At 47.8% G+C, this 20,276-nt stretch carries 14 protein-coding genes; 4 read left to right on the plus strand and 10 right to left on the minus strand.

Translation table 11 applies throughout. From position 1 onward, the window contains the following. Positions 1–58: 58 nt before the first annotated feature. Together KJS52_RS05715 and KJS52_RS05720 are read right to left on the minus strand one after the other, a co-directional pair. A complete protein-coding gene (locus KJS52_RS05715) occupies positions 59–1,129 on the minus strand; it encodes an HD-GYP domain-containing protein (RefSeq protein WP_306433569.1) in 1,071 nt (356 codons plus the stop codon). Between the two features lie 158 nt (positions 1,130–1,287). Further along, on the minus strand, positions 1,288–2,748 hold the full coding sequence (locus tag KJS52_RS05720; RefSeq protein ID WP_213513705.1) for a bifunctional metallophosphatase/5'-nucleotidase: 1,461 nt from the start codon (positions 2,746–2,748) through the stop codon (positions 1,288–1,290). A gap of 118 nt (positions 2,749–2,866) precedes the next feature. Here KJS52_RS05720 and KJS52_RS27650 point away from each other — a divergent pair, with 118 nt between their 5' ends. The 4 genes from KJS52_RS27650 (at position 2,867) to KJS52_RS05740 (ending at position 7,579) form a co-directional block, all read left to right on the plus strand. Beyond that, the gene (locus tag KJS52_RS27650; RefSeq protein WP_213513706.1) at positions 2,867–3,601 is read left to right on the plus strand and encodes a molybdenum cofactor biosynthesis protein; all 735 of its coding nucleotides are present in this window, start codon (positions 2,867–2,869) and stop codon (positions 3,599–3,601) included. 60 nt (positions 3,602–3,661) lie between these two features. Beyond that, a complete protein-coding gene (locus KJS52_RS05730) occupies positions 3,662–4,708 on the plus strand; it encodes a ThiF family adenylyltransferase (protein WP_213513707.1) in 1,047 nt (348 codons plus the stop codon). Positions 4,709–4,835: 127 nt separating this feature from the next. Next, complete coding sequence (locus KJS52_RS05735) at positions 4,836–5,915, plus strand: HD-GYP domain-containing protein (protein WP_213513708.1); 1,080 nt, start codon at positions 4,836–4,838, stop codon at positions 5,913–5,915. Between the two features lie 173 nt (positions 5,916–6,088). Beyond that, positions 6,089–7,579, plus strand: a complete 1,491-nt coding sequence (locus tag KJS52_RS05740; RefSeq protein ID WP_213513709.1) for a DHA2 family efflux MFS transporter permease subunit — start codon at positions 6,089–6,091, stop codon at positions 7,577–7,579. A gap of 756 nt (positions 7,580–8,335) precedes the next feature. On the opposite strand, the gene cydD is transcribed toward KJS52_RS05740, so the two are convergent. The 8 genes from cydD to KJS52_RS27655 form a co-directional block, all read right to left on the minus strand. Next, positions 8,336–12,175, minus strand: a complete 3,840-nt coding sequence (cydD, locus tag KJS52_RS05745; RefSeq protein ID WP_213513710.1) for a thiol reductant ABC exporter subunit CydD — start codon at positions 12,173–12,175, stop codon at positions 8,336–8,338. A 12-nt stretch (positions 12,176–12,187) separates the two neighbouring features. Next, positions 12,188–13,201 (minus strand): cytochrome d ubiquinol oxidase subunit II, encoded by a 1,014-nt coding sequence (gene cydB / locus KJS52_RS05750; RefSeq protein WP_213513711.1) that lies wholly within the window; start codon positions 13,199–13,201, stop codon positions 12,188–12,190. Between the two features lie 56 nt (positions 13,202–13,257). Beyond that, positions 13,258–14,655: a cytochrome ubiquinol oxidase subunit I gene (locus KJS52_RS05755; RefSeq protein WP_213513712.1), complete on the minus strand. Its 1,398-nt coding sequence runs from the start codon at positions 14,653–14,655 to the stop codon at positions 13,258–13,260. 186 nt (positions 14,656–14,841) lie between these two features. Beyond that, entirely contained in the window at positions 14,842–16,263 is a 1,422-nt protein-coding gene (locus tag KJS52_RS05760; protein WP_213513713.1) for an aldehyde dehydrogenase family protein, read from the minus strand. 1 nt (position 16,264) lies between these two features. After that, positions 16,265–16,792 carry a hypothetical protein gene (locus KJS52_RS05765; RefSeq protein ID WP_213513714.1) on the minus strand — a complete coding sequence of 176 codons (528 nt, stop codon included), beginning with the start codon at positions 16,790–16,792 and terminating at the stop codon, positions 16,265–16,267. A gap of 98 nt (positions 16,793–16,890) precedes the next feature. Further along, positions 16,891–17,469 (minus strand): YhcN/YlaJ family sporulation lipoprotein, encoded by a 579-nt coding sequence (locus KJS52_RS05770; protein ID WP_213513715.1) that lies wholly within the window; start codon positions 17,467–17,469, stop codon positions 16,891–16,893. 450 nt (positions 17,470–17,919) lie between these two features. Next, positions 17,920–19,044 carry a collagen-like domain-containing protein gene (locus tag KJS52_RS05775; RefSeq protein WP_213513716.1) on the minus strand — a complete coding sequence of 375 codons (1,125 nt, stop codon included), beginning with the start codon at positions 19,042–19,044 and terminating at the stop codon, positions 17,920–17,922. A gap of 36 nt (positions 19,045–19,080) precedes the next feature. Then, a complete protein-coding gene (locus KJS52_RS27655; RefSeq protein ID WP_213513717.1) occupies positions 19,081–20,241 on the minus strand; it encodes a collagen-like domain-containing protein in 1,161 nt (386 codons plus the stop codon). Positions 20,242–20,276: the final 35 nt, after the last annotated feature.

Genomic DNA, 20,276 nt, shown 5'->3' on the forward strand with positions numbered 1-20,276 from the left:
ACCGTACAGGAATCTCAACAAAAAACTGACAAGCAAGAAAAACCGCCTTGCTAGGCGGCTAATTTGCTAATGAGTTATTCGTATCATTAACTTTGACAATCATTATGCTTAGCTCCTGAGACATATCAATCTCATACGGCACCTGAATATTTTCACCGTGTTCATTCATTAACACGCGTACGATCGGACGATGCGGATAGCTCGGATTATAATCCTTCACGACTCCCGTCTCGCCAGTGCTCAATGTTACGGTAATGCCGATTGGATAAATAACAACCTTGTCTCGAAAATGCGCCAGCATCCACTGCTCGTACAACGTATCCGAACCAGCATATAGACGCTCCATTGCCAAATGCGGCAGCATCGGCGAGCTATATACCCGGCTCGTTGTCATCGCATCATAGGAATCGACAATGCCGATCCATTTGGCGTGCTCCATAATTTCAGGGCCCTTCAGCGCTCTCGGATAGCCGCTGCCATCCAGCCGCTCATGGTGCTGCAAGGCGCAGTGCGCAACAGTTAGAGGAAGATTCGGCTCATTTTTCAAAATTTCGAAGCCTCTAACCGTATGAAGCTTCATCTCCTCATACTCTTCCTGCGTTAACGAATCAGGCTTTTTCAAAATATCGACTGAAACCTTCGTTTTGCCAATATCATGAAGCAGCGCTCCCAGCCCCAAATTAATCGTTTCCTCACGAGAATAGCCATAGCTCATGCCAAGCAACGTAGTGTATACACAAACATTCAAGGAATGCTGATACAAATAATGGTCGACAATGCCCATATTCATCAGCATAATCATCGCATCCTTATGATTGGACAAATCATCGATAATGAGCCCCATCATATCCTTCAAAGGCTTGGCGATAAACGGTCTGGTTACCCCTTTTTGCTTCTGCACCGGCTCCATCATTACAGAAAAATTTTTGCGAATTTCCTTAACCGCGAACAGGAATGTTTCTTCGCTAATCAAGGTATCGCTATTAATATCATCCGTACGAGGATCGTAAATATACACGTATTGCACATTGCAGGCCTCAAGTCTAGCAATCAAGCGCTCTGTCAGCTCCATGTTTTCGCCAAGAAGTACGATGCCATCTTCACTGAAAATTTTTTTCGCCAGCCTCATTCCTGGCTTACATTGCTTTATTGTAAGCAGACGCATACTTCCGATCCCTTCTGTTGTTAACTGTAACTACATTTTACTCTGTGATCGAATGGTGTCACAACCCTACTAAATAACTTAAAGTAAATGTAGGTATTTAGCAACAGGTTTATGAAAACTTTTTATATATTTCCGCTTCGCTTCCAGCGGTTAATTTTGCATTGCTCGATATGCAGCCTGTTTTTCAGCTCTTCCTCAATAATATTGCGGATAAACTCAGGAAGATAGAAGCTGACCTCGCTAAATTTGGACAAGCTTTTGTAGCCAATATTAAACGTAAACATGTCAATGCTCGCGACGCGGTAGCTGCGTTGTAGGTCTAACGCCTCATCGTTAACAAGGACTGCAGTAATCCTTTGCATAGGCGGCTGCTCCAGCGAATATGTAATCTGCAGACCGTCCACTGCCAGCATGCCGAGCTGCTCTCCTCTAAATCCGAAGCCGCGCGGCTTGAACTCCTGAAATTCCTGCAGCAGCGACTGCTCCAGCGCCTCAAGCAGCTGCTCTCCCTTAAGCAGCATTAAGCAAGGGTTGATCGGGGACGGACATATTGCATGCAGCTCTCCCGCTGTTACCGGACCTACTGCAAGACCGCCTAGCAGCTGTCCTGAATTGACGATGCCAATTTCAGCCTGACACCATTCCTTTAAGCCAATCGCCAGCAAATTCGGCAGCGCAGATTCGTAATAATCGCTTGCCTCCAGCGGCTCCTGCAGCACAGTAATAACGCGCGACAGCCTTTGCATCGCCTGCTGCTTTCCTTGCTCAATAATGGAGCGGATCGCTTGATCCTCCGAATAAGCGGCTGTTGCGATGACCTCGCCAGCAACAACATACCTGCGCTGTTTCTCATCGTAGCGTATAACGACCTTGCCAACATAAGAGCCGAACTTCTCAGCAGCACATAGCAACACGCCGTTGCGAAGCTGTGGCGGATCAAATAAATGATGTGTATGCGCGCCAAGAATTACATCAATATGCTGACATTCATCTGCAATTCGCTCATCAAGCCTTATGCCAAGATGCGACAGCAGCACAATGACATCACAATGTTCACGAATATGCTCTACTTCCTTCTGAATTTCCGCAACAGGCTCTAATGTTTCCCAGCCCATCAATTTGTAAAAAGCCGCGAAATTAGCTGTCGCGGCTACGAATCCGATCCGAATGCCTGCCCGTTCAATAATCGTTGAGCGAGCAAGCCAGCTCGGCAATTGTCCATCCAGCTTCTGTATATTGCAGCAAATGACTTGAAAAGCATGGTCGCCGCTATAGACATGATCAAGCTGCTCACTTGTAAAGGTCAGCCCTTCATTGTTGCCTAGCGTAACAACATCATAGCCTGTAGCCTCCAAAAGTGCCCGATGAATGAAGCCGTCTGTTCCTTCTGTTTCCATTCGTGCCCGATCCATATGATCGCCAAGATCAACTGCAATCACCTGCTCATCGCCAAAGCTGGAACGGCCTTCCTTTATAATAGTTGCGATTTTGGCTGCCTGCTCCAGCTTGCTGTGCAGATCATTGCTGTGATATATAATCACTTCGCGCTTGCTTTGTCTGCTTTCATGTTGCTTATGCTCCATCTTTTCACCTCACAAACTCCCTGCCAAACTGCGATTTGCTACTCAATAGCATAACATTTTTCATTTAAATATGGTATGCTTATACTACTTTAACATTACGAAAGCAAGTGGGTATAACATGACATATACATGGAAGCTGCAATTATTTGCTGGGCTTGCCCAGCGCTTTAACAGTGAACAATTGAAGGTAGAGCTCGACGAGCAGCAGTTGACCTGCGGCGAGCTGAAGCAAGCGTTGCAGGAACGTTATCCCGAGCACGCTTTACTGCTTAAAAGCTGCTACGTGGCTGCCAATCAAGCCTATTGCAAGGATGATCAGCTTATTGCCGCTGCGGATGAGCTGGCGCTGCTGCCACCAGTATCCGGTGGGCAGACATCTAATGAACCTGCAGCTGCACTGACACATGAGCCGAAATTTGTAATAACCGATCAGCCGATCAACGTTGAGGCTGTAATGAATAAGGTCATTACACCTGCCTGTGGCGCAACGCTGCTGTTTGTCGGGACGACGCGCGAGTTTACCGAGGGCTTGCGTACGGTTTCTCTGCATTATGAAGCTTATGAGCCGATGGCGGTCAAAACGATGCAGCAAATCGGCGACGAAATCGCTGAGCGCTGGCAGGATGCAGAGGTTGCGATCACGCATCGCGTAGGCAAGGTTGATTTGGCTGAAATTAGTGTGGTCATTGCTGTCGCAACTGCACGTCGAGCAGACTGCTATGAAGCGAGCAGATATGCAATAGAACGACTAAAGCAAATCGTGCCCATCTGGAAAAAGGAAATTTGGGAGGACGGCTCGGAATGGAAGGGTCATCAGCTTGGCCCGTGGGACCCTACTGCTCCTGCTGAATAGGGCGAAAGCTAGCAAGCGGCTGCTATTATAAAAATTACAGCAAGAGTCGAGGTAGTACATATGGTGAACAAGAATGATGAGCGGACAAACCGCTATGCCAAGCAAATAAAAGTGCATGCCATAGGCGCGCAGGGACAGCAGCAGCTGGCTAACGCCTCCTGTGCAATCATTGGTGCCGGAGCATTGGGCTCCGCAGTAGCCGAGCAGCTTGTCCGAGCTGGCATCGGCTATTTGCGCATTATTGATCGCGATTTTGTCGAGCTGGGCAATCTGCATCGGCAGACGCTCTACACGGAGCAGGATGCCGAGCAATTTATGCCTAAAGCTATTGCCGCGACAAATGCGCTCAAACGAATCAATTCTAATGTTGCAATAGATGCCGTCATTGCAGATGTACAGGCTGCAAACATTGAACAGCTGCTTGATGGAGTCGACTTCATCGTTGATGGCAGCGATAATTTTACAATTCGCTATTTGATCAATGATTATTGCGTCGCGCATGGAAAAACATGGGTGTATGGAGCAGTAACAGGCACCAGCGGGTCAACCACCACCTTCACCCCACAGCAAACACCGTGCTTTCGCTGCCTTTTCCCTGAGCCGCCTGAGCTCGGCGCTATTGATACATGCGATACGGCAGGCGTGCTGGGCCCAATCGTTACGATGATTGCCTCGATACAGGCGACGGAGGCAATTAAGCTGGCAAGCGGGCAAAGCGAACAACTTAACCGCAAGCTGCTGCAGCTCGATTGCTGGAGCCTGCAGCTGTATAAGCTCGATATTGCCCATGCCCGCAATGAGCAATGTCCTTGCTGCGGCAAGCTGGAGCTGACCTGGCTGCAGCAGCAGGAAGCTGCCGCCACCACCAGCCTGTGCGGACGGCAAACGATTCAGCTTACACTGGCTGCTCCGCTTCCCTACTCTTTGGACGAGCTTGCAGAACGATATGCCGCTTCCTATGAAGTCAAGCGGAATCGCTATCTGTTAAAGCTGAAATATTCCGAACAGATTACCGTTGTCTTTTTCCCGGACCAACGTCTTATGATTCAAGGCACAGAGGATCTGCATTATGCGAGCATAATCGCCAATAAATTAGTGCAAATTTAGTAGAAGTTTGGCAGTTATTAGCAAGCTAGGTTGATAGAACTATACAATTTTGCTAATATTGTCTATGTCGAATGTAAGTGTTTTCTATGCCTTTCTGACCGTCATATCATTCCAAACGAGGTGGAATATGCGTATTCATATTACGGATGTTATTGAAAGCGACGTTTTAAAAAGTGATGTATTTAATAGCTATGGATTACATATTTTGTCGAAGAACACTGTTCTGCACAGCAAGGAAATCAGCAAGCTGATTCAGCATTCTATCGAATATATAGAAATATTGGATCGCAGCACCATCATTAATAACAGTGTTGAAGAATTCGATCAATTAGAACGTACACTAGAATCAACGGCCTCTCCGAAATGGGTTCCGCATATGAAACCAATCTATGATTCCGTCGTGCAAGACATTAAGGGGCTGTTCGATACTGCTCGCAAGGAAAACAAAATTGATACCGAGCAAGCAACAGCTGCCTTCGATCCTTTAATGCAAAACCTGCTGCTGGAGCGCGATGTTGTCTCTCTTCTATTGCTGCTGAACAATGCTGACAGCTATACGTACCAGCATTCCGTACAGGTAGGCATGCTATCCTACTATATTGCCAACTGGATTGGTCTTTCCAACGAGGAGTCGGTTCGCGTAGGCAATGCTGGATTTTTGCATGATATCGGCAAATGCAAAATCGAGCCGGACATTTTAAATAAGCCTGGCAAGCTGTCAGCCGAGGAGTACGCTGAAGTGAAGCGTCATACGATTTACGGCTATGAAATTATAAAGAATTCCACTCCTGATCAAAACATTGCGCTCGGAGCACTTCATCACCATGAGCGAATCAACGGATCAGGCTATCCGCATGGTCTAAGGGGTGAAGATATTTCTCTTTACGGCAGAATTATTGCGGTGGCGGATATCTATAGTGCAATGATTTCCTCGCGCGTTTATCAGAAGGAGCGCGACCTGCTTTTTGTACTGAAGGAGCTTTATCGACTAAGCTTTACAGAGCTTGACCCAATTATTACGCACTCATTTATATCGCATATGATTCCAAACTTTATTGGCAAGCGCGTTACATTGAGCGATGGTCGTACTGGTACAATTATAATGACGCATCCTACTGAATTTTTTAGTCCGCTTGTGCAAATCAATTCAGAATTCATCGATTTGACGACAGAACGGGCGTTGGAAATTACCCATGTTTATTTTTAGTAGTCTTTCATGCTGCTAGCTTTAAATTTCATTCAAGCTCTTGCTTATTCATATAAGCAGGAGCTTTTTAAATTTTTCGTTTAGAACTAAAATTTTTCTAGTTATTTTTGCGTTCATTGAGTATAGTAATGAGTGTAGAAAAAAAGAACATCTGGATAGAAAAGGAGAAGAATATGAACGCAACAACAACACATACCAATCAGGGGGAACAGCCTGATCTTCGCAACATTAAAGTCGTACCTATTGTCATTGCGCTTATAATCGGAGCATTCGTTTCTTTTCTTAACGAAACGCTTCTCGGTAACGCTATGCCTGTACTTATGCAGGATTTGAATGTTACATACGCGCAAATTCAGTGGCTGACAACCGCTTATTTGCTCGTCATTGGTGTTCTCGTGCCGATTACAGCAGTTTTGCAGCAGTGGTGGACCTCGCGTCAAATGTTTTTGATTGCCATGATTACATTTTTAGTAGGAACGATTATCGCTGCTGCCTCACCTAATTTTGCATTGCTGCTGATCGGTCGTATCGTGCAAGCATTAGGAACAGGTTTAGTAATGCCGCTAATGATGAATACCATTCTTATTATCTTCCCGCCAGAAAAACGCGGCGGTGCAATGGGACTAATGGGTCTGGTCATTATGTTTGCTCCGGCAATCGGGCCTACACTTTCTGGCGTTATTGTCGATCATATGCATTGGCGCTGGCTGTTTATTATGGTTATTCCGCTAGCAATCATTTCAATTATTTGCGGCGCGATCTATATGAGAAACGTAACCGTCGTAACAAAGCCAAAAATTGATTTCTTGTCGATTATATTGTCAACAATCGGCTTTGGTGGTATCGTATACGGCTTTAGCGTATCGGGCGAGTCAGAAGTAGGCTGGAATAATCCGATTGTTTACGGCAGCTTGATTGCCGGCTCAATTTCGCTGCTTTTATTTGTTATTCGTCAGTTAAAGGTTAAAAATCCGATTCTTAATATGCGCGCGTTCCGTTTTCCTATGTTTTCATTGATGATCGTGCTTATGTTCATTGTCATGATGTCGATGTTTTCAACGATGGTGCTGCTGCCGCTATTTTTACAAACCGTTCTGCTCGTTACTGCATTCAAATCAGGACTTATTATGCTGCCAGCCTCGATTCTCAATGGTTTTATGGCGCCAATTACCGGCAGACTGTTCGACCGCTTCGGGCCACGCATTATAATCGTGCCTGGTATTGCCATTATCGTACTTGCCATTTGGCTGTTTACAGGAATTGATGCAACGACATCAACAGGTCAAATTATTTTCTATCATGTGCTGCTTATGATCGGCGTATCCTTGGCGATGATGCCAACCCAAACACATGGCCTTAATCAGCTGACGCCAGATCTATATCCGCACGGTACTGCAATCTTCAGTACACTGTCGCAGGTTGCAGGCGCAATCGGCACATCGCTGTTTATTTCGCGCATGAGCAACAAGGTTGAAGAAAATGTAAGCAAGCTTGCAGACCCAACCGATCCACTGCAGCTGCTGCCGGCCCAAATTGACGGCTATCAGTCTGCGTTCCAGCTTGGTCTCGTGTTTGGCGCATTGGCACTTATTCTGTCGCTGTTCATTCGCCAAACCAAAAAAGCTCAAGCGCCACAGCATGAGCGTGCACCGCATGGACATTAAGCTTAGCAGCGAGCTTTATCAGTTAAAATGCTAGTTGGTTAAGAGGGATGCTCAGAAGGTCAGGACCAAACCTGACCTTTCTGGCATCCCTTCTTGCGTCGTGGAGCAAAGCGTTCCTCCGTTAGTTGCTAAAGAAACTGGGTAACGTTATTTGTTATAAATAAAACTGTTTTCCATTCTAATGAATATAGAGCGTCTAATTAGGCGGTTTTTATTGTAATAGAAGCAGTTTTCCGCCCGTAACGTTATACATATTCATTAGATTTCCTATCGACTCCATCTGATCATTTAACGTTGCCTAGATTCTTTAAAAGCCTTCACTGTAACCTCGCCGAGCGAGGAGTCTTATGGGTGCATTACGATGCTAAAGGCGACTCACTTCGTTTTTCGGATGCATTGCTCCTCCGCTGTAGCGTTTTTTCTTGATTGTTAAGCTTCGATGTCGAATAAACCTCGAAGTTCTTTCAACGCTACGGAGCAATGCATCCTACAATCGCTTTTTAAATCGCAATGCTTCTCTATTTAATTTTTAAAGGTTGCATTACGATGTTAAAGGCGACTCACTCCGTTTTTCGGATGCTTTGCTCCTCCGCTGGTGTCTTTTTTTTGAGTGCAGGGCCAAGAAGATGGCACGATACTAGAAAACGAGGAGCGCAGCGTAGGCAATAGCTACGTGAGCACCTAAAATGTTTCCGCAGGAAACATACTTCGGAAGCATAGACTCTCGCTAGCGTTCAAGATTCGCCGTCGACTACGCTACAGAGAAGTCACATCGTCATCAAAGCCCTGCATTTTGAACCTCCTCTCCCAGAGCTTAGAGTAGTAGCCCCCTAACCCTAATAACCCCTCATGCCTGCCTCGCTCCACAATTCGCCCTTGATGCAGCACAATAATTTCATCCATCTCAACTGTATCTGCAAGATGATGTGTAATCCAGAGCAGCGCGCGATCCTTCAGCGCTTGCTGCAGGTTGCTGCGAAATGCTTTCTGTGTTAATTGATCCAGTCCTGTTGCAGGCTCGTCGAATAGCAATGCAGAGCTGGGCTTGAGCAGCGCTCTGGCTAACGCCAGCCGCTGGCGCTCTCCGCCTGACAGCTTCGCTCCGTATTCGCCTATCATCGTGTCGTAGCCCTGTGGCAGCGACATAATAAAATCGTCGATTTCGGCAAGACGCGCTGCTTCACGCAGCTGCTCAATGCTCGCTTCTCGATTGCCAAGCCGGAGATTTTCCGCAATCGTCGCATTAAACAGCTGAACCTGCTGTGTAACGACTGCAAAATGGCTCCGAACCAGCTCCTCATCAAGCGCTTCATAGCTTTGACTATTGATCGTAATCGTTCCGCTTTGCTGTGGGCGCAGCTTTAACAGCAGATGCAGCAGGCTGCTTTTTCCTGCTCCGCTTTCGCCAACTATCGCGACTTGCTTGCCTGCTGCAAGCGACAAACTAATATTTTGCAGGGCTAGCGGTTCAGATGATTCATATTGAAAATCAACCTGCCGCAGCTCACAGTGCCAAGCTTGCTGCTCTTGCTCCTGCTCGTTCATGTTCGCTGTTTCTACTGAATTAGCTTGCGCTTGAGCTTGAACGTCCAAGCTAGCAGTTGCCTGCTGCTGCCCTTTGACTGCTTCATTCCCCTCTGCCAAGCGAAATAAACGATTGGCAGAAGCTGTAACAGATGAGCTCATCGCAAAGGCTTGTGGCAGTGGCGCCGCCGCCTCAAAGCTGGCAAGTGCAATTAGTAAAATAGCAGGCAGCATATACGGGGCGATGGTGCCATTTGCCACCAGCGGAATAGCGAGTAGCAGCAAAACCCACATGCCAAGCTGTGTCAGGAGCGTCATAAGCCCGCTGCTAATAGCAAGCCGTCGATGCTCCTTCAGCTGATGCTGATTAAGCTGATGCTGCACCTGCTCCAGCACGGCCTGCTGATGCTTCAATTTTCCGTATTGCTGCAGGGTAGCGAGCCCGCGCAGCATATCTAGCGTTTCTTCATACAACCTCGTTCTTGCACGAACGAGACGGTCGCCACTTTGTTTGCTTACCCGATAGCTGCCATACGGCAAGCCAAGTCCAGCGCAAAGCAATAATATAAGCAAAGCTATTCCCAATACCGGATGCTGCAGGCTCATAAAGACAACGGCAAACACAACTGTCAACGCAAATACAACAGGAGGAGCGAACAAGCGCAGGTAGAAGTTCTGCAGCTGTTCAATGTCGCTTATAATGCTGCCCAGCAGATCGCCCCCGCGCTTGCGCTGCAAAAGCATTACTCCTTTAGGCTCGATTCGCTCATACAGCCACAGCCGCAGTCGATGCAGCACCTTAAAGGTGACATTATGTGAAGCCAAGCGCTCCAAATAACGGAGCACACCGCGGGAAATTCCGAAAAACCTTACGCCAACAATCGGAATATAAAGCATAAGCACATTTTCAGGCTGTAAGGCTGCCTTGGCAATTAAATAGCCTGAGGTTCCCATCAATCCAATGTTAGCTGCAATTGTAAGAAAAGACAGCAATATCGCAAAGCCAACGAGCAGCTTATGCGCTGCTAAAAATCGCATTAAGCGGCGGCTTGCCCGCCATAGCTGAGCGAAGCTGAACGCTTCTTGCTTCGCTGAGCGTGCTTCTCCAGATAAAGCAACCCGCTCACGCACAGCTTCCGACCTCAATGATGGATTAGCAGCTCGCTGATTAAGCTGCTCCATCTTCACTTGATCAGGCAACACCCTTGCAGCCTGCTCCCCTTTAATCTGCATATCTCTCGCCTGCATACCATCAACCGGCATCTCGTCTGCCTGCATCCTGTCAGCCCGCGTATCATCAGCCTGCATGCTTCCGACCTGCATGCCGCCGGTCGGAAGCTCATCCGCTCCCATCGCTGCCAGCATCGCAGCAAATTTTCCTTGATTTGCTGCAAGCTGCTGCGGCGAGCCAGCCTCAATGATTCTCCCCTTTTCCATTACAATGATCTGATCAACCGCTGCGATCGTTTGCAGATGATGAGCTACGATAATCGCGCTTTTTCCTGCCAGCCACTGCTGCAGCTCATTCATTACATACTGCTCATTGTAAACATCCAGTCCATTTGTAGCTTCATCCAGCAGCACGATAGGCGACTCCTGACGCAGCATGGCGCGAGCCAATGCCAGTCGCTGCTTCTGCCCGCCAGACAGCATAATTTGATCGGTCAGTTTCGTCTCCAGTCCAAGCGGAAGCTCGGCTACAAATTGATCAGCAGCCGCTCTGCGCAACGCCTGCCATAGCTGTTCGTCCGTTGCCTCTTCTAACCCTATTGCAATATTCTCTCTAATCGTTCCATGAAACAAATGCACATGCTGCGAAACCGTCGTCAGCTTCTGTCTCCACTGTTCAATCGACAGCTGCTTCAGCTCTACGCCATTAATGACAATTGTGCCGCCCGATGGTTTAATAAAGCCCTGCAGCAGCTCAAGCACCGTGCTCTTCCCTGCTCCCGTAGCCCCAAAGATTGCCAGTGTCTGGCCCACTTCCAGCTTGAAGGATACCTCCTGCAAAGCTGGCGCAGCATCTTGCTCATACTGGAGCGTCACATTGCGAAACTCAATCGTATAGCCTCCGTCTGCTGCTGGCTGAACCTGCTTGACATCTGCTCGCTCCGTATAGCCTTGCGGCTCTGTGTCCAATATTTGAAAAATGCGAGTCGCTGCCGAGGCGCCGTTCATGCCCGCATGAAACTGTGTGCCCAGTGCTCGAATCGGGGCATAAAACTCTGGCGTCAGCAGCAAAATCAAGAAAGCATGATAGAAATTCAGCTGCCCTTCAATCAAGCGCAAGCCTAGAAAAACGGCAATAACGGCCGTGCTGATTGTAGCGAACAGCTCCATAACAAATGCAGATAAAAAGGCTAATTTCAACGTAGCCATCGTAGAACGCCGATGCTCCTCGCTAATGCTGCCGATAATGCGCAGCTGGTCTTCGGAACGATTGAATATTTTCAACGTTTCAATGCCGCGCAATATTTCCTGAAAATGTCCGCCAAGGCGACCAAGCAGCTTGAATTGGCGATCTGTCCGGGCCTTCGTAAATTTGCCGATTAAAATCATAAACAGCACAAGCAGCGGCAGCGTAATCGCATAAACCAGCGCAGACAAGCCATCCTGCCCGAGCACCACAATAAACACCGCAAACGGGACAAAGACCGATAAAACGATTTGCGGCACATATTTCGCCAAATAGCTTTCCAGCTGCTCGACGCCCTCATACAGTGTGGACACAAGCTCTCCGCTGCGCTCGCCCTTGCTGTATTGCGGTCCAAGCTCGGCAATTTTATCGATTAGCCGCAGGCGCAGCTCGCTTTTAATGCCTTGCGCAAGTCTCGAAGCCATATAATCGCTCACCATATGCAACAGGGCGCGTACTATGATAATGGCTAGCAGCACCATCAGCAGCAGCTTTACTTCATCCAACGCGGAGCCATGCAGAAACACCTGGTCGACAATGCCCGCAACATAATGCGCTTCAGCAATGAGCGCCACTCCGCCAATGCAGCCGAATATAACGCTAATTGCCAGCAGCTTGCGACTGTCCTTTATTTGTTGAAAAAGCCTTTTTATCATACGCATTCATCCTTAGTAATCCAAGTGGTCTTCTACCGTAACACGCTTGCGGAACACCCAGTAGTTCCACGCCTGATAAGCAATTACGAGCGGTACAAAGGTTAATGCAACAATCGTCATCACCTTAAGCGTATACGCGTTGGAGGCAGTGTTGTAAATCGTCAGATTCCAATCCGGGTTCAACGAAGAAATCATCACATTCGGATATAGGCACATAAATACTGTAATCGTCGACAGTACAATCGTCGCGCCAGTCATAATAAAGGCCCAGCCTGTTTTGCCTGCCTTAATAAAGAAGTGAACAGACAGCAGTGCAAAGCCTGCCAGAATCGGGATCGAGCCAGGGTTTATCCCTTGACGCGTGAACATATCTGTTTCGAAATAGCTCAGCACCACGAACAGCAGCAGCACGACACTCGTCCATTTGCCGATCCGCAAGGCGAAGGCCTCCGCTCTTTCCTTAATCGCGCCAGTTGTTTTCAAGCTTAAAAACAGCGCGCCATGCAGCAGGAACAGCAGCACAATCGCAACACCTGCCGATAACGAATACAGCGAGATCAAATCCCAGAATGTGCCTACATAGTTTTGATTGGCATCAATCGGCACTCCCCGCATCAAATTCGCCAGCGCTACCCCCCATAGCAGCGGCGGCAGCAGGCTGCCGAAGAAAATAATCCAATCCCATGTCTTTCTCCATTTTGTGCTTGCCAGCTTGCTGCGAAATTCAAAGGCAACGCCGCGGCCAATTAAGGCGAGCAGCATCAGGAACAGCGCCATATAAAAGCCGCTGAACAAGGATGCGTACCAATTGGGAAAAGCCGCAAACATCGCTCCGCCTGCCGTAATTAGCCATACCTCATTGCCGTCCCAAAACGGGCCAATTGTATTAATCATCACGCGACGCTCAATATCGCTTTTTCCTAAAAATCTAGCGAGCATTCCAACTCCGAAGTCAAAGCCCTCTAGGAAAAAGAAGCCAACAAATAGTACAGCTATTAAGCTAAACCATAGCGTTTCAAGCATCATTTCTCCTCCTCAACCATTATGTTGCTGCATCCAGCAATCTCACACGCCACTGCGGCTTATATAGCCGGAATATGCTCGGCATGATCCTTTGGCGCACTGTGAATTTCATGCCCGTCATCCGTTTCAATCCCTTTGCGCGTAAAATGAACGACGAGATAAACAAATACAGCAGCCAAAATGCCGTAAACAATCGTAAATCCTATCAAGCTGGTTGCCACCATGCCAGTCGTAACATTAGGCGATACGCCATCAGCAGTATGCTGCAAGCCAAATACGATCCACGGCTGGCGCCCAACCTCTGTCATGATCCATCCCGCCGAATTGGCAATGTACGGCAGGAAAATCGACGGAATGAGCAGCTTCAACAGTAATGGAACCTTCTCCAACTTATTGCGTAGCATAAACCATGTTCCAAGCGCGCCGAGCAGTATCATCAGCATTCCGGCAGCTACCATAATGCGGAAGCTCCAGTACGTTGTTTTAACTGGCGGTATATAATTGCCCTCGCCATACGTTTGCACATATTGCTCCTGCAGCTCCAGCATGCCCGGCACACTTCCATATAGGCTGTTGAAGGACAAAATACTTAATGCATAAGGAATTTCCAAATTAAACTTGTTTCGCTGATTTTCCGTATCAATGATCGCAACAACAGACCATGGCGCACTTTCGCCCGTTGTTTCCCACAGTGCTTCTGCCGCCGCCATCTTCATCGGCTGCGATTCCATCAAATGCTGAGATTGCGAGTGACCAGCCGTAGCGGTCAGTACGCTGGAAATTAAAGCAACAACAATTGAAATCTGGAACGATTTCTTGAACAAGCCTGGCTGCTGCTTGCGCAAAATTTTGTAGCCAGAGATGCCGGCGATGAAAAATGCACCCGTAGCAAATGCTCCGAAAATAACATGCGGAAATTCAACCCATAGCTGCGGATTGCCAAGCAAGGCGAAAAAGTCGGTCATCTCGGCACGGCCATTGACAATTTCATAGCCGACCGGCTCTTGCATAAAGGCGTTGGCGCTTAAAATCCATAGCGCTGACAAGGTAGCTGCAATCGCCACCAGCCAAATACAGGCCAGGTGAACCTTTTTCGGCAGCCGATCCCAGCCAAAGATCCATATTCCCAAAAACGTCGACTCCAGGAAGAAGGATACTAAAGCTTCTACCGCAAGTGGCCCGCCAAATACAGCACCGACGAATCTGGAATAATCAGCCCAGTTCATTCCGAACTGAAATTCCTGCATAATTCCCGTTACAACGCCAACAGCAAAATTGAGCAGAAACAATTTGCCCCAAAATTTTGCCAAATACTTGTAAGACTCATCGTTTTTAATGACATACATCGTCTGCATAAATGCAATCAGATAAGCCAGGCCGATTGACAGCGGCACAAATAAATAATGATATACCGTTGTAATCGCAAACTGCCATCTTGATAAATCCAATGCATCCACAAAGATCTCCCCTTTCAATGCCTTAGTATAACGTCGATTTTCGCCTTCATATGTGATTTTTTTCACACGAACGATTACTTTTCCGTTAAGATTGTGACAACTTGGCAAATTTGCAGGCAAAAAAATAGCAGATCTTTCGCATATAACGAAAGGCCCGCTATTATCCAATAATTATCTATTGCTGCACTAGCTGCGATTAAAAATGACCAGCTTGGTTTCGCACATTTCCTCTATTGCGTACTTGATGCCTTCACGGCCGATTCCGCTGTGCTTCCAGCCGCCATACGGCATATGATCGAGTCGGAACGTAGGAATGTCGTTAATGAGCACACCGCCAGCCTCCAGCTTGTCGCTTGCATCGAGCGCGGTTTCCAGCCTGTTCGTATAAATACCCGCCTGCAAGCCGAATTGCGATTGATTAACGAGGGCAATGGCTTGCTCTATGGTGCTAACTCGATTAATGCTTACAATTGGCGCAAATACCTCCTGCTGCATCACCTTTGCATGTTCAGGCACATGCAGCAATACCGTTGGTTGAAGCAAACGCTGCTTCGCATAGCCGCCTAGTGCCAGCTCTGCACCCTGCTGCATCGCTTCATGCACCCAGCTCAGCACTCGCTCGACAGCAGACGGATGAATCAGCACCGACACATCGGTTTGCATAAGCAGAGGGTCTCCAAGCACCAGCTGCTTCGCTTGTGCTATAAAGGCTTCTACAAATTTATCAAATACCTCTTCCATTACATAAATGCGCTGCAGCGATATGCATACCTGACCCTGATTGGAAAACGCACCTGTTACACAGCGCGCTGCCGCTTGCTCCACATTAACATCACCGTCTATAATGACCGCTGAATTAGAGCCAAGCTCAAGCGTGACTCGCTTTAAGCGCGCATTGCGCCTAACCTGCTCGCCAACAGCGGGACTGCCTGTAAATGTAATATAGCTGACGCGCTCATCGCTTACGATATACTCGCCAAGCTCGGGGCCTCTGCCAGTAATAACATTCAAAGCTCCTGGCGGCAAACCTGCCTCATGAAAAAGCGTGGCAATAAAATATGAAGACAGCGGTGTTTGCTCAGCCGGCTTCAACACAACACTGTTGCCAGCCGCCAAGGCCGGTCCGAGCTTATGCGCAACCAAATTCATCGGGAAATTAAACGGCGTTATAGCACCTACGACTCCAACAGGCTCCTTTTTCGTATAGGCAAAGCGCTGCTCGCCGCCAGGCACACTATCCATCGGTATTGTTTCTCCAGAGATACGCTTCGCCTCTTCAGCAGCCAGCTTGAAGGTTATTACTGTCCGATCCACCTCAATATAGGCTGCTTTAATCGGTTTAGCCGCCTCTAATGCAATAAGCTCGGCCGCTTCATCTCTCCGCTCCGCGAGCATCATGCTGACCCTTTCCAATATCCCGCTTCTTATATGAGCGCTAAGCTTGCGCATCGACGACTTTGCCTGCACAGCTGACAGCACCGCTAAATCTGCTTGCTCAAGCGATGCTCCAGCCACGTCAGCCAGCTTTTTTCCAGAATACGGCGAAAACAACGCTGTCTCATAATGTCCTTCCACCCACTCGCCGCCAATGTACAATAACTGCTTCATCTTAATCACCTTCCACTTTATTCGTAAAGCTCCTTATGAGCTGCTGATACTCATCCTCCGGCATGTAATGAATAATTCCGCTTAAAGCTGCAGCGAGCTGATCAGAGATCATGCGATTGGCGCGAAAGAAGCCTGCTGCTTCATGCTTCGTTAAAAACTCCACCACTACAGTTCCTTCCGATTCGCCCGTTTCATGTCTAAGCAGTTCAATCTGTCTGATCTCCATCAGCTTCAGCTTGCTCATATTAAATTGGCTTAAATGCCACGGGGCAATATCGATAAATTTTCGCTTTACAGGATCAAAGAAACGAAGCCCTTTAATTTCACCGTTATATACAAGAAATCCTACCACTTTAGTATTGGCATGAAGCTTTTGCAGTAAGGCGATTTCCATCAGCTTATCGTCATTGGCAACGGCTGCACGCTTTGAAGCTTCACCTGCATTTAACTCAGATGGCTTCGATTTCGTAGTCCATCGATCATTGTACATTCTGAAGCCTTGGTTCTTTTTATTAAATCTGTCGCTCATCAGCACTCCACCAGTTCATTATGATATGTAATGATTTTATCATAGTAATCGTTAGGAGATGTAAGGAAAAGACGTGATTCGACAAAAAAACCACTTCGTTAACGAAGTGGTTCTGTTACGGCTTCACCCATATCTTCAAGCAAGTCTTGAATGTCACGGGCTAAATTTCGGATAGGATGGCGTTCATTGCCGTTGTTGTTGCCAGTGCTGTACGTGTTAAGCTGTCCGTCAGTATTGCCCATTTGTCCATGAATGGTACGAATACGATCATGCATGGCACGTTCTGCTGTTACATGAACGTTGTAGCCATTGTGATCATCTTGCAATGCTTTTTTTACATTTTTGACAACCTCTTCACGTCTGCCAACGTTATCAACGTCTATGCCGACAATGATGTCTTGACCATTTACGACTACTGTAGCATCATTAACGCCTTCTACCTGGCGAACGGAGTTTACCAGTCGTTTTTGCTGATCATTCATGGATTGTCCATTCATCATCGTATCGCGGCCGTTAAGATTATTGAGGTTTCGATCACCTGTCGTTGCATTATCATGCACAGACTGCGGTCTCACACCATTTGCACGGTTGTCATTTCGATTGCGGTCATAAGTTCCGCAAGCAGTTAAGCTTAGAACAAGCGCTGTACATGCAATTGCGATTCCAAGTTTTTTCATGTTTTGCTCACCTCCTAGCTATAACATGCGCTTGGGTCTAAGCTTTTATGCTTAGCAGCATTTTAAAAATATGGTAATAAATTGATTTAGACGGCAGCTTATTAATAAAAGCATAGACATAAACTCATTCATTGTTTTCTCCTGCTCCTTATGCGTTTACACAGTCAATCCCGATCAAATTACCATATGATATACCGTAAGCTAGGAGGTGATTGGTATGAAAGCGGTAATTAGCGGAATTAGACCACGTCGCAGAAGATGCAGACGCCATCATCATAGATGGCATAATCGTCGTAACTATGATTAAAAATAAAGCATTTGAAGAAGCCTCTTCCTTAAAACGGAGAGGCTTCTTCCTGTATGTCTGCTTAGACTACATAACAAAAGCACCTTGAAGCCAGCTCGCAGCTTGCATCAAGGTGCCGTTAATTAAAATATGCGTGATTACGGTTATGCCGCTGGAGTTATCGTTAAACGAATTCGACTTACAATAGCTTGTTGAAGCTCATTCCCTCTATTTCCATAAGCTATCGAAAAAGACAGGTTTAAATCTTCTGTTTGAGTAAAGGTATCTTGAACAAATAGTGTGAAATCTGCATATGGGCTAGTTGAAAGCTGAACGAGAAATGCTGGATAGAAGTCATTAGATCCATCCAAACCGTTAATTTGAATATGAGGAATCCATGAGACATAGCTATTAGATTGAACCCGTAAATAACAATAGAGCTCTGCTTTATATTTTTGTCCTGCAATCAGATCACTGTCGAAGGTTTGACTAAAAACTTGCTGCAAAGCATCTTTATCTTGGCTTAAATCGATAGAATAGTTATCAAACGTATAGATTTTAACAGTCCCGGCTATACCAGTTGGACCAATCGGGCCAGTTTCTCCTTTTTGCCCTGTCGGACCTGTCGGACCTCGTTCTCCCGACCCGGCCGGTCCAGTTGGACCAATTATTCCTTTTTGCCCTGTCGGGCCTGTCGGACCTCGTTCTCCCACCCCGGTCGGTCCGGTTGGACCGCGTTCTCCTGCTTGCCCTGTTGGGCCTGTCGGACCTCGTTCTCCCGTTCCGGCAGGACCTGTTGGGCCTTTTTCTCCTGCTTGACCCTTTGGACCTGTCGGGCCTTTTTCCCCCGTTCCAGTCGGTCCAATTGGACCGATTTCTCCTGTCGGACCAATAAGACCTGTAGGTCCCCTTTGTCCCGATCCTGTCGGACCTGTCGGGCCCGTTTCTCCTACATGTCCTGTTGGACCGGTCGAGCCTCTTTTTCCGATTCCAGTTGGACCTGTTGGACCCGTTGGGCCTGATATGCCTGTCGGGCCTGTTGGGCCGGATGGTCCTGTTGGTCCTGTATCCCCTCTTCCTGCCGGCCCCGTTGGACCCGTTGGACCTGGTATCCCGGTTGGACCCGTCGGTCCTGCTCCATCTGGACCTGTTGGACCTGCCGGGCCATTAAAACCGTTATACCCAGCTCGACCTCTATTCCCTATTGGGCCTGTCGGGCCTGTTGGACCTGTTGGACCTGTCGGGCCTACAGCCTGTAAGTCCTGCAAATTTCGATTTATATTTGACATAATGACCAAGCTCCTTTACATAAGAATTTCTGACAATTAGGAAGCTACCGGAGTTATAACTAACCTGACATTACTTACAACCACGCTAACTGCATCGTATTCAAACACTCCAAAAGCCAACCCAAAATACAGCTTTAAACCAGAGCTCTGCGTAAAGGTGCCTTCAGCATTGAATATGCAATCAATAGTAGTTATATCGTAATCGTTATTGACAGCTATATAATAGGATGGATAATAATCACTTGAACCATCTAAGCCGCTAAATTGAATATGAGGAATCCAAACTCCCTCTGTAGAAAGTGAGGGGGCCGGCGTAGGGGACGTAAACTTTAAACTACAGGATAGCTCCGCTCTATACCTCTGTCCTACAACCAGATCATTATCGAATGACTGATTAAATACTTGCTGTTGAGCTGTCCTATCTTGAAGTAAATCTAAAGTATAGTCGTTTAATATATAAACTAAACCGAACGTAGCAGAACCGTTCGGGCCGGCTGGACCAGTATCCCCAGTTGGGCCCGTTGGGCCTGTCGGGCCCATATCTCCCGTTACTCCGCTTGGACCTGTTGGACCAGTATCTCCCGCTTCCCCTGACGGACCTGTCGGGCCTGTTTCTCCCGTTGCAGATGGTCCGGTTGGGCCAATTACGCCTGGAATACCCGGAGGGCCCACTGGACCTATTTCTCCTGTTCCACTTGGACCGGTTGGACCTATTTCTCCCGCATCCCCGCTCGGCCCAGTTGGGCCTGTTTCTCCCTTTCCACTCGGACCGGTTGCACCTGCTTTCCCCATCGGACCGGTTGCACCAGTCGGTCCTGTTTCTCCTGTTCCGACTGGTCCGATTGGGCCTGTTACTCCTGTTTGCCCTGTCGGACCTGTCGGACCTGTTTCACCCTTTCCGGACGGTCCGGTTGGACCCATTGGACCTGGTATTCCCTGAGGGCCAGTCGGGCCTGTTGAACCGGCTGGCCCTACTTCTCCTGTCCCTCCAGGACCTTCTGGCCCCCTTGGACCTGTCGCACCGCTTGGACCCGTTGCTCCGGCTCTTCCTGGACCGGTTGGACCGGTCGAGCCTACTCCCCCATCACCCCCATTTAAGCCCGTTGGACCTGTCGGCCCAATTGGACCAGTTGGGCCTGTCGGGCCTGTTGGACCTCCCTCCTGAAAGTCCTGCAAATTTCGATTTTCGATTGACATAAACACCATGCTCCTTTATATAAATTAGCCCTTAG

Source organism: Paenibacillus montaniterrae, from assembly GCF_018403185.1.
Lineage (GTDB): Bacteria > Bacillota > Bacilli > Paenibacillales > Paenibacillaceae > Pristimantibacillus > Pristimantibacillus montaniterrae.

Coding starts and splice junctions, on each gene's coding strand:
- KJS52_RS05770 (WP_213513715.1), bottom strand. CDS start 17,469: ATGAAAAAACTTGGAATCGCAATTGCATGTACAGCGCTTGTTCTAAGC.
- KJS52_RS05715 (WP_306433569.1), bottom strand. CDS start 1,129: ATGAGGCTGGCGAAAAAAATTTTCAGTGAAGATGGCATCGTACTTCTT.
- cydB (WP_213513711.1), bottom strand. CDS start 13,201: ATGATGCTTGAAACGCTATGGTTTAGCTTAATAGCTGTACTATTTGTT.
- KJS52_RS05730 (WP_213513707.1), top strand. CDS start 3,662: ATGGTGAACAAGAATGATGAGCGGACAAACCGCTATGCCAAGCAAATA.
- KJS52_RS05740 (WP_213513709.1), top strand. CDS start 6,089: ATGAACGCAACAACAACACATACCAATCAGGGGGAACAGCCTGATCTT.
- KJS52_RS27655 (WP_213513717.1), bottom strand. CDS start 20,241: ATGTCAATCGAAAATCGAAATTTGCAGGACTTTCAGGAGGGAGGTCCA.
- KJS52_RS05735 (WP_213513708.1), top strand. CDS start 4,836: ATGCGTATTCATATTACGGATGTTATTGAAAGCGACGTTTTAAAAAGT.
- KJS52_RS05775 (WP_213513716.1), bottom strand. CDS start 19,044: ATGTCAAATATAAATCGAAATTTGCAGGACTTACAGGCTGTAGGCCCG.
- KJS52_RS05765 (WP_213513714.1), bottom strand. CDS start 16,792: ATGAGCGACAGATTTAATAAAAAGAACCAAGGCTTCAGAATGTACAAT.
- KJS52_RS27650 (WP_213513706.1), top strand. CDS start 2,867: ATGACATATACATGGAAGCTGCAATTATTTGCTGGGCTTGCCCAGCGC.
- cydD (WP_213513710.1), bottom strand. CDS start 12,175: ATGATAAAAAGGCTTTTTCAACAAATAAAGGACAGTCGCAAGCTGCTG.
- KJS52_RS05720 (WP_213513705.1), bottom strand. CDS start 2,748: ATGGAGCATAAGCAACATGAAAGCAGACAAAGCAAGCGCGAAGTGATT.
- KJS52_RS05760 (WP_213513713.1), bottom strand. CDS start 16,263: ATGAAGCAGTTATTGTACATTGGCGGCGAGTGGGTGGAAGGACATTAT.